Origin of the sequence: Arthrobacter humicola (genome assembly GCF_039531445.1) — a bacterium.
Classification (GTDB): Bacteria; Actinomycetota; Actinomycetes; order Actinomycetales; family Micrococcaceae; genus Arthrobacter; species Arthrobacter humicola.
The window spans coordinates 1-9825 of sequence record NZ_BAAAQB010000040.1; the positions used below are offsets into that span (position 1 = coordinate 1).

Consider the following 9825-nt stretch of genomic DNA (forward strand, 5'->3'; position numbering starts at 1 on the left):
GAACTCGCCGCGTACGCCCGGATCCAGACCGCACTGGACACCACGCTCTACTTCTGCGACCCGCACTCGCCCTGGCAGCGCGGGTCCAATGAGAACACCAGCCGGCTCCTGAGATTCTGGTTCGAGAAAGGCTCAGACCTTTCCGTCCATACCCCGGAGGACCTCCGCCAGGTCGCCGCGAAACTCAACCGCCGCCCCCGACCCACCCTGAACCTGGAGACCCCAGCCAACCGGCTGAACCAGCTGCTGCACGCAGCCTAAACCCCGGCGTTGCTCCAACCAGTTGACTTTGCCGCGGTTTTAGCGGCCATAAGTGATAGGGCAACCCACCCCCATTGACCATTAGGGCGCCTAACTGTTAGGCTACCTAACTATGAACGCTGAACCGGCCGACCCCGGCCTCCTCGCCCTCGCCCAGGACTTCCGCGAGGCCCTTCGCCACAGCATCTACCTCGTCCGCCGCCTGGACGCCGACGGCGAACTGAGTGCCGCGCAGCTCAGCACCCTCAAGATGCTGATGGACTCCGGCCCCGCGTCCGCCGGGGCCGGCGCCTCCGGGTCCGGAGTGCGCGTGGGGGAGATCGCCCGGAACCTTGGCGTCAAAGTGCCCAGCGCCACCGAACAGATCATCAAGCTCGAGCGCGCCGGCCTCGCCCGCCGGGAACCGGACCCCAACGACTCCCGCGCTGTCCGCGTCACCCTCACCCGAGAAGGCCGCGCCGCCGTCGAGTCCGCCAATGAGCGTCGCAACACCGTCATGGCCGGCATCCTCTCGTCCCTTTCGGACGATGACCGCGCCGCGCTTGCGGCCGCGCTGCCGGTCATCGGGAAGATCAACGCAACCCTCCAGGCCTGATACTCATCCGCAATCCGGATACTCACCCACAAATTCCAATCACTTAGGAGTGCCCCCATGCACGGCCAGTCCGCCGACATACTGCCGGCAGCGGAAGTTACCCTCGAGGCCGAGAAAGCCTCACTACTCAAACAGCCCAAGGCGGTATGGGCGACGGCCCTCGCAGCCGTGTTCGCCTTCATGGGAATCGGCCTGGTGGACCCCATCCTGCCCGCGATCGCCAAGAACCTGGACGCCACGCCGAGCCAGGTGTCGCTGCTCTTCACGAGCTATTTCCTGGTGACCGCCGTCGCCATGCTGATCACCGGCTACGTCTCGTCCCGGATCGGCGGGAAGCGGACGCTGCTGATCGGACTGGCGGTGATCGTCGTCTTCGCCTCACTGTCGGGCACCTCGGTCAGCGTGGCTGAACTCATCGGCTTCCGCGCCGGCTGGGGACTGGGCAACGCACTGTTCGTGGCCACGGCGCTGGCCGTGATCGTCGGCGTCGCAAGTGGCGGCGCCGGCACGGCAATCATCCTGTACGAAGCCGCCCTGGGCCTGGGTATTTCCCTCGGCCCGCTCTTGGGCGCATTGCTCGGCGGCTGGCAGTGGCGCGCACCGTTCTTCGGCACCGCCGTGCTCATGGCCTCGGCGTTCATCGCTCTCATTGCCCTGCTGCCCAAGACCCCGCTGCCCGAGCGCAAGGTCCGTCTCCGGGATCCGTTGCTGGCCCTGGGACACAAGGGGCTCAGGACGACGGCGGCCAGTGGCCTCTTCTACAACTATGGCTTCTTCACCGTCCTCGCCTTCACGCCCTTCATCCTGGGCATGGACGCCTACGGAATCGGCGGGGTGTTCTTCGGCTGGGGCGTCGCCGTCGCCGTCTTCTCAGTGTTTGTTGCTCCCGTGCTGCAGAACCGCTTCGGAGCTGTCCGGGTCCTCACTGGCACCCTGTTCCTGCTGATGCTGGACCTTGTGGGACTGGGCCTGTCCGCCGGGCACTCGGTGCCCGCCGTGGTGGTCCTCGTGGTCATTTCGGGGGCGCTCCTGGGCGTCAACAACACGATCTACACCGAGCTGGCCATGGGTGTTTCCGATTCGCCCCGGCCTGTCGCCTCCGCCGGCTACAACTTCGTGCGCTGGATGGGCGGCGCCCTGGCACCGTTCGCTGCCGCGCAGTTGGGCGAGCACTTCGGCCCGCAAGTGCCGTTCTACGCCGGTGCAGCGGCCATGGTGGTGGCTATTGCCGTGGTCTTCGGCGGACGCCGCTACCTGGCAGCGCACGAGCCGCACGTGGTCTAGCGAGCCGAGGTAACAGAAACGCCCATGTTCCGCGGAACATGGGCGTTTCTGTTACCCCCTGCGCTCGCAGGGAAGGCCTCAGGCCTTGGCGGATCCCTTGGGCACGAACAGTGTCTCGGCCTGTTCCAGGGACATCCCGTTGGTCTCGGGCACCTTGAACGCGACGAAAAAGAACGACGCCGCGGCGAACAGGGCGTACATGGCGTACGTCAGGGGCAGCGAGGCCGCGGCCATGACGGGGAAGCTCAGCGTGATGGCGAAGTTGGCGATCCACTGCGCGGCAGCGGCCAGGCCGAGGGCGCGGGCCCGGATCCGGGACGGGAAGATTTCGCCCAGCAGCACCCATACCAGCGGGCCCCACGAGGCGCCGAAGCTGATCACGAAGACGTTGGCGGCCACCAGGGCCGCGGGACCCCACGCGCCGGGCAGCGTGATGGCGTCACCGGAGCCGGTGGCCGAGCCGAAGGCCAGGGCCATGGTGCCCAGCGAGACGGCCATACCGATGGAACCCGCGAGCAGGATGGGGCGGCGGCCGATCCGGTCCACGAGGGCGATCGCGACCAGCGTCACCAGGATGTTCGTGACGGCGGTGGCCACGGAGATCGTCAGGGAATCCTTTTCCTGGAAGCCCACGGCCTTCCACAGCGTGGTGGAGTAGTAGAAGATCACGTTGATGCCGACGAACTGCTGCAGCACGGACAGCACGATGCCGACCCAGACAACCGGCTTCAGGCCCAGGACGTTGCCGCGCAGGGACCCCTTCTTGCCGGCGAGCTTGTCCTCCTCGATGGCCTCCTTGATCTCGCGCAGGTGGCGGTCGGTGTCCTCGCTGGGGGCAATCGACTGGAAGACCTTGAGGGCCTCGTCGTCCTTGCCCTTGAAGACCAGGAAGCGCGGGGACTCCGGCAGGGTGAAGGCGATCCAGCCGTAGATGACGGCGGGGACGGCTCCGGCCAGGAACATCCAGCGCCAGGCCTCGATGCCGACCCACAGGTTCTGGTCCGCTCCGCCGGCAGTGTTGGCGAAGACGGCGTCGGAGAGCAGGGCGGCGAAGATGCCGGTGGTGATGGCGAGCTGCTGGAGCGAGGCCAGGCGGCCGCGGACGTGCCGCGGCGAGATTTCGGAGATGTAGGCCGGTGCGATCACCGATGCCAGCCCGATGCCCAGGCCGCCTATCAGGCGCCAGAAGATCAGGTCCCAGACGCCGAAGCAGAAGCCGGTGCCGATGGCACTGGCCAGGAACAGCGCGGCGCCCAACTTCATGGCCGGGATCCGGCCGTAGCGGTCGGCCACCTTGCCCGCGAGGTAGGCGCCGGCCGCGCAGCCAAGCAGGGCTACGGCGACGGCGAAGCCGGTCACGGCCTCGCTGAGCGCGAACTCCTCCTTGATGGCATCGACGGCGCCGTTGACCACGGACGAGTCGAAGCCGAAGAGGAAGCCGCCGACTGCGCCCGCCAGGGCCAGCCAAATGACCCGTTTGGGGATCTTGGCGGTGGTCTGGTCCTGGGTGATGGTCATAAGGCTCCCTCGGCAACTCGCGGTCCACGGCCTGCGCCGCAGCTACCAAGTCTTACACCGGACCCGGTGCGGTGCCTGTCACAAGGCCGGAAAATGAGAGCAAGCTTACATTCCAGGGAAACAGCGACGGCAGGCAGTCCAAACGACTGCCTGCCGTGACGCATTGCTGCATTGAAGCCCTAGTGGGCGGCGGCGGCGGCGCTCTCCCTGGATACCGTCTTCGGGTCCGTGAGTTTCTTGTTCGGCAGGGCGAAGGTGATCAGGAAGGCGACGCCGGTGAGGACAGCGGCCGTGAGCATGACGGCGTCGATCGACTGCGCGAAGCCCTCCGTGATGGGCCGGGTCAACGTCGAATTGGCCGTGTGCAGCCAGCTGGTGTCATTCAGCGAGTCATTGCTGGCGCCGTTCTTGAAGAAGTCGTACAGCTTCGCGTTGGCGGGGTCCGCAGCCACGGCCGGATCCTTCAGCACCTTGAGGTATTCAGGGTCCTGCACGGCGTCCTTCATGCCGGTGGCGATCTTGTCGGCGGCGAGGCTGAAGAGCATGGAGATGAACACGGCCGTTCCGACCGCGCCGCCCATGGACCGGAAGAACGCGGCGGCGGAGGTGCCCACACCCATGTCCTTCGACGGAACGGAGACCTGCATGGCCAGCGTCAGGGGCTGCATGCAGAAGCCCAGGCCCAGGCCGAAGAACACGGCGATGAAGCCCGGGACCCACAGCGGCGTGTCGACGCCGAGGGAGAGGCCCATGACGACGGCGGCGCCGGTCAGGACGGCGGTGCCCAGGATCGGGAAGATCCGGTAGGTGCCCGATGCCGAGATGGTCCGGCCGGCCGTGATGGAGCCGGTGAGGATGCCCACGGTGAAGGTGATCATCATGAGGCCGGCCTCGGTGGGAGTCAGGCCCTTGACCAGCTGCAGGTACATCGGAAGCATCGCGATGGCACCGAACATACCGATGCCGATGATGAAGTTCAGCAGCGAGGACAGGCCGAAGGTGATGTTCTGGAACAGCCGCAGCGGGATGAGCGCGTAGTCAGCGGCGTGCTTTTCGGCCAGCAGGAACGCAATGATGCCCACAACGCCCAGTCCGTAGCAGAGGAAGGAGTTGGTGGAGCTCCAGCCCCACGTGCGGCCCTGCTCGGCGACGAGGAGGAGCGGGACGATCGCCAGGGTGATGGCGGCGGCGCCCCAGTAATCGATCTTCTGCTTCACATGCTTGGCGGGGAGGTGCAGGTACATGAACACCACCGTGAGCGCGGCGATGCCGATCGGCAGGTTGATGAGGAACACCCAGCGCCAGCCGTCGATTCCAAGGATGGTCTCGGTGCCTGCGAAGGCGCCGCCGATCACCGGGCCCAGGACGGAGGAGACGCCGAAGACGGACATGAAGTAGCCCTGGTATTTGGCGCGGTCCTTGAGCGCCACGATGTCGCCGATGATGGTCAGGGCGAGGGCCAGAAGGCCGCCGGCGCCCATGCCCTGGATGCCGCGGGCGATCGCGAGTTCGGTCATGGAGTGGACCGATCCGGCATAGAGCGAGCCGGCGAGGAAGATCAGGATGGCGATGAGGTAGAGCGGGCGGCGTCCGAAGATGTCGCTGAGCTTGCCGTAGAGCGGCGTGCTCACCGTGGAGGTGATGAGGTAGGCGGTAGTGGCCCAGGCCTGCAGGGACAGGCCGTCGAGGTCGTTTGCGATCGTGTAGATCGAGGTGGACACGATCGTCTGGTCCAGCGAGGACAGGAACATGCCGAGCATGAGTCCCACCATGACGGTGATGGTCTGACGGTGGGTCAGGACCTCTCCTGCGGCGCGCACGGAGGTGGTTTTGGACATGACTGCTCCAAGGGGAAGTGTGGGGATCAAGCTGATAGTTGCTTTCAGTAACTATGTTACTGGCAGATTTGTTCCCGCTACTACCGTCCGAAGAAGAAAGTCCTTAGCGTTCCACCAGAATTCCGTCCGGATCGCACCAGATCATCGCGCCGGGCCGGATGGTCACGCCGCCGATCTCCAGCGGAACATCCACTTCCCCGGCGCCTTCTTTGGCGCTCTTGCGCGGGTTGCTGCCGAGCGCCTTCACACCGAGCGGCAGCCCGGCGATGGCGAGCCGGTCCCGGATGGCCCCATTGATGACGACGCCGGCCCAGCCGTTAGCGACGGCGCTCGCCGCGATCATGTCCCCCATCAGTGCGGTGCGGAGAGACCCGGCGCCGTCGACCACCAGGACGGAGCCGCTTCCGGGAGTGGCCAGCAGGGACTTGACCAGCGCGTTGTCCTCGAAGCACCGGATGGTCCGGACCGGTCCGCTGAAGTGCGTGTGGCCGCCCAGGGACTGGAACTGCGCGGACACGGAGTCGAGCTCCTCGCCGCGCTCATCGTAAAGGTCTGCGGTATTGACGGCGGAAGCGTTCACGGTCACTCCTTCGGTGTCGGCAGCACGTGTTGGCTGCGGGTGTCATCCCCGAGACTCGCACATGCCCGGTTCCCGTGCCACCGCGGACAGTCCGCCGGGCAACTCTGCTGCGCGGTTCCGCCGCGCAACTCCGCCGCGCAACGCTGCCGCGATAGTCTGGCTCCGCACTGATACATATGCCTGATCATCAGTTCCAGGGGGAGCCATGAGCATGTCCGATACCACCGCGCCGGCGCTCGCCGAGCCAGAGCACCGCGTCCGGCCGGTCTGGACCGCAGGCGTGGTGCTGGTCAACGTCGGCATCAACGCGGCATTCTTCGGCCCGATCCAGGTGCTCCTCGGCCAGCAGGCGGCAGCCTTCAGCGAACCGGACAAGGAAGCCATCCTCGCCCTCGTAACAGGCGCAGGGGCCGCCGTCTCGCTCGTCGCCAACCCTCTCGTGGGCGCCTTCAGCGACCGCACCACCGCGCGCCGGGGCCGCCGGGTGCCGTGGGTGATTTTTGGCGCCATCCTGGGCGCCGCGGCACTGATCGCGCTGGCGGGCGCCCCTAATGTCGCCGTCATGACGCTGCTCTGGTGCCTCGTCCAGGCCGGCTGCAACGGCGCCTACGCGGCCATCACCGCGGCCATCCCGGACCGGGTGCCCGTCCCGCAGCGCGGCACGGTGGGCGGACTGGCTGCCATGGGGCAGACAGTCGGGATACTGGCCGGGGCAGTGATCGCCGCCGCCGTCACCGGAAACTTCGCCGCGGGGTACCTCGTCTGCGCGCTGGCGCTGCTTGCCGGCGTCGTGCTGTATTACTTCAAGAACGACGACGTCCCGCTGCCTGCGCAGGCCCAGCCGCCGTTCAGCCTGGCCGGGTTTGTGCGGGGCTTTTGGATTTCCCCGGCCCGCCACCCGGATTTCGCCTGGGCCTGGCTGACGCGGCTGCTGGTGAACATCGGCAACCACATGGTCACCCTCTATCTGTTGTTCTTCCTCAATGACGCCGTCCGCGTCCGTGAAACCCAGGGCATCGAGCCCGAGTTTGGTGTCTTGATCCTGACCGGCCTTTACGCGGTCATGGTGATCGCCACCAGCGTGGTGGGCGGCCGGCTGAGCGATCGCCTGGGGCGCCGGAAACCGCTGGTCATCATCTCGTCAGCCGTGATCGCAGCTGCCTCCCTCATCCTTGCGTTCGCGCCCACATGGCCGGGCGCGCTGATCGGCGCCTCGGTGCTGGGCATCGGCTTCGGCTGCTACTTGGCGGTGGACTTCGCGCTCATCACCCAGGTGCTTCCCACGGCACTGGACCGGGGCAAGGATCTCGGCGTCATTAACATCGCCAACTCGCTGCCCCAAGTGATCGCCCCGCTCATCGCATTTCCGTTTGTGGCTCTCTGGGGCGGCTATGTCTCGCTGTATGTCGCGGCCGCCGCAATCGGACTTCTGGGCGCCGTGTTCGTGGTGAAGATCAAGGGCGTGGACTGAGCCGGGCTCGTCCCCTTCCGGGGCTCCTGCGGCCCCGGCTGACTCGCCGGACGCCCGGTTTCGTGGCGTATAGTGGACGGCAATTGCCGCGGCAGCGCTGTGGGGGATAGCTCCCGGCTGCCGAGAAAAACGACCCCCGGAACGCTGCTGATGCCTGACTTTCACTCAGATCTTCCACCGATGGCCCCTCCCCCCACTCTGCCCCGGCAACGGCTCCGCTACGTGCGGATCCTGGACGTTGCCGCAGGGTTTGCCCGCAAGGGCCTGGACTCCGTAGTCCTTTCCGAGGTGGCGGCCAAGGCGGATGTTCCCCTGGGGACGCTGTACCGCTACTTCCCCTCGGCCACCCAGCTGGTCCTGGCGCTGTACCGCAAGCAGCTGGGCGAACTCCTCGCGGGGAGCTCGCCGGCGGCGGGAAAAGCTGCGGCCCAGGCGCTTGTGGGGGTAGTGATGGAGATCTTCCACATGCGCCTCATGCAGCCTGCCGTGGAGCAGTGCCTCAACCGGGCGGTATACGTCAAGGACACGGACACCACGCGGCTGCTCCGTGAGATCGATGCGACAGCCGAGAAGGCCGTGACGGCCGCGTGCGGCGACGCCGCTGTCGCCAGGGTCCTGTTGCTGACGGTCACCGGGCTGGTCCAGGCCGTCCGCTGCCGCCGGCTGTCCCTCTTCGAAGCCGAAGAGGACCTCAAGAAGGCCTGTTCGCTTCTGCAGGGGGCACGACAGGCCGCGTAACTGGTCTAGACCGGTAGAGCTACAAACTGCACCGTGAGTGTGATCTAAGTCACATAAGGCGATGGTCAAACGTTTCACTGTTGCGCGGAATGACTGCAGTGCCGCCTCATCGCCAGGGCGCGTTGTTTACCATGGCTAGACCGGAGAACGCTGACGCCAGCAACTCCGGGGGTTCCACCGGCGACCGCCACCTCTGGTTGCCGCCGACGCCCCCGACAGACCAACTTGAGCATCTGACGTGCTCAAGCTTCCATGTGCCGTGCGCCCACGGTGATTCCCAGGAGACAACGACGTGTCCACTGAAACGATCATTCCCGCCGATTCCGCTTCCCCGGCCGAGACAGTTGCCGCGCTCAGCGACGAGGAAATCTTCGCATCCCACCAGGGCGGCAAGCTGTCGATTTCCAGCACTGTCCCGCTTGCCAGCAAGCGCGACCTCTCCATCGCCTACACGCCCGGCGTCGCCCAGGTCAGCCGCGCCATCCACGCCAACCCGGAGCTCGCCAAGACGCTCACGTGGGCCCAGCGCCTCGTGGTCGTCGTCAGCGACGGCACGGCCGTGCTGGGCCTGGGCAACATCGGGGCCAGCGCCTCGCTGCCCGTGATGGAGGGCAAGTCCGCGCTCTTCAAGGCCTTCGGAGAGCTCGACTCCATCCCGCTGGTCCTGAACACCACCGACGTCGACGAAATTGTCGAGACGCTCGTCCGGCTGCGCCCGAGCTTCGGCGCCGTCAACCTCGAGGACGTCGCCGCGCCCCGCTGCTTCGAACTGGAAGAAAAGCTCATCGAGGCGCTGGACTGCCCGGTCATGCACGATGACCAGCACGGCACCGCCGTCGTGGTCCTCGCCGCCCTGACCAACGCCGCCAAGGTGACCGGCCGGACGCTCGAGAGCCTGCGCGTGGTGGTCTCCGGCGCCGGAGCCGCCGGCATCGCCGTCGCCGAAATCCTGCTGACGGCCGGGGTCGGCGACGTCGTCCTCCTGGACTCCCGCGGTGCGATCAGCAAGGACCGCGCGGACATCGCCGCGGATCCGGCCAGCAAAAAGGCCGAGCTCGCCGCCCGCAGCAACCCGCGCGGCGTGACCGGCGGCCCCGGCGAGGCGCTGCTTGGCGCCGACGTGTTCGTCGGCGTCTCTTCCTCGAAGCTGGACGAGGAGCACCTGAAGCTGATGAACCACAGCTCGATCGTGTTCGCCCTGTCCAACCCGGACCCGGAAGTTCTGCCGGAGGTCGCTAGCAAGTACGCGGCCGTCGTGGCTACCGGACGCAGCGACTTCCCGAACCAGATCAACAACGTCCTGGCCTTCCCCGGCATCTTCCGCGGAGCCCTGGACGCCGGCGCCCGCCGGATCACCCCGGCCATGAAGCTCGCCGCGGCCCGCGCCATCGCCGAACTCGCCGAGGACGACCTGTCCGCCGACTACATCGTGCCCAGCCCGCTTGACCCCAGGGTTGCCCCGGCGGTCTCCGCAGCAGTCGCCGCGGCGGTCGAAGCCGAGTAGCCACAGCTGACCAAACGACGACGGGGGGGCCTCCTT

The 9825-nt window shown here is 66.8% G+C and carries 9 protein-coding genes; 6 read left to right on the top strand and 3 right to left on the bottom strand.

Annotation, left to right across the window (positions count from 1 at the left end; all coding sequences use genetic code 11):
- The 3 genes from ABD243_RS16465 to ABD243_RS16475 all read left to right on the top strand — a co-directional run.
- On the top strand, positions 1–261 hold a 261-nt coding region (locus ABD243_RS16465; protein ID WP_344367472.1), incomplete at its 5' end, for an IS30 family transposase.
- Between the two features lie 112 nt (positions 262–373).
- Entirely contained in the window at positions 374–856 is a 483-nt protein-coding gene (locus ABD243_RS16470; RefSeq protein ID WP_091248214.1) for a MarR family transcriptional regulator, read from the top strand.
- Between the two features lie 57 nt (positions 857–913).
- Positions 914–2140, top strand: a complete 1227-nt coding sequence (locus ABD243_RS16475; RefSeq protein ID WP_344367473.1) for an MFS transporter — start codon at positions 914–916, stop codon at positions 2138–2140.
- Positions 2141–2218: 78 nt separating this feature from the next.
- On the opposite strand, the gene ABD243_RS16480 is transcribed toward ABD243_RS16475, so the two are convergent.
- From ABD243_RS16480 to rraA, 3 genes are all read right to left on the bottom strand, one after another.
- Complete coding sequence (locus tag ABD243_RS16480; protein WP_344367474.1) at positions 2219–3658, bottom strand: sugar porter family MFS transporter; 1440 nt, start codon at positions 3656–3658, stop codon at positions 2219–2221.
- A gap of 179 nt (positions 3659–3837) precedes the next feature.
- A complete protein-coding gene (locus tag ABD243_RS16485; protein WP_344367475.1) occupies positions 3838–5496 on the bottom strand; it encodes an MDR family MFS transporter in 1659 nt (552 codons plus the stop codon).
- Positions 5497–5599: 103 nt separating this feature from the next.
- Entirely contained in the window at positions 5600–6076 is a 477-nt protein-coding gene (rraA, locus tag ABD243_RS16490; RefSeq protein ID WP_344367476.1) for a ribonuclease E activity regulator RraA, read from the bottom strand.
- Between the two features lie 205 nt (positions 6077–6281).
- Between rraA and ABD243_RS16495 the strand changes: the two genes are divergently transcribed.
- The 3 genes from ABD243_RS16495 (at position 6282) to ABD243_RS16505 (ending at position 9789) form a co-directional block, all read left to right on the top strand.
- Positions 6282–7547, top strand: coding sequence for an MFS transporter (locus tag ABD243_RS16495; RefSeq protein WP_344367477.1), 1266 nt, complete (start codon positions 6282–6284; stop codon positions 7545–7547).
- Between the two features lie 180 nt (positions 7548–7727).
- A complete protein-coding gene (locus tag ABD243_RS16500; protein WP_425547234.1) occupies positions 7728–8285 on the top strand; it encodes a TetR/AcrR family transcriptional regulator in 558 nt (185 codons plus the stop codon).
- Positions 8286–8577: 292 nt separating this feature from the next.
- A complete protein-coding gene (locus ABD243_RS16505; protein WP_202615826.1) occupies positions 8578–9789 on the top strand; it encodes an NAD(P)-dependent malic enzyme in 1212 nt (403 codons plus the stop codon).
- Positions 9790–9825 lie beyond the last annotated feature (36 nt).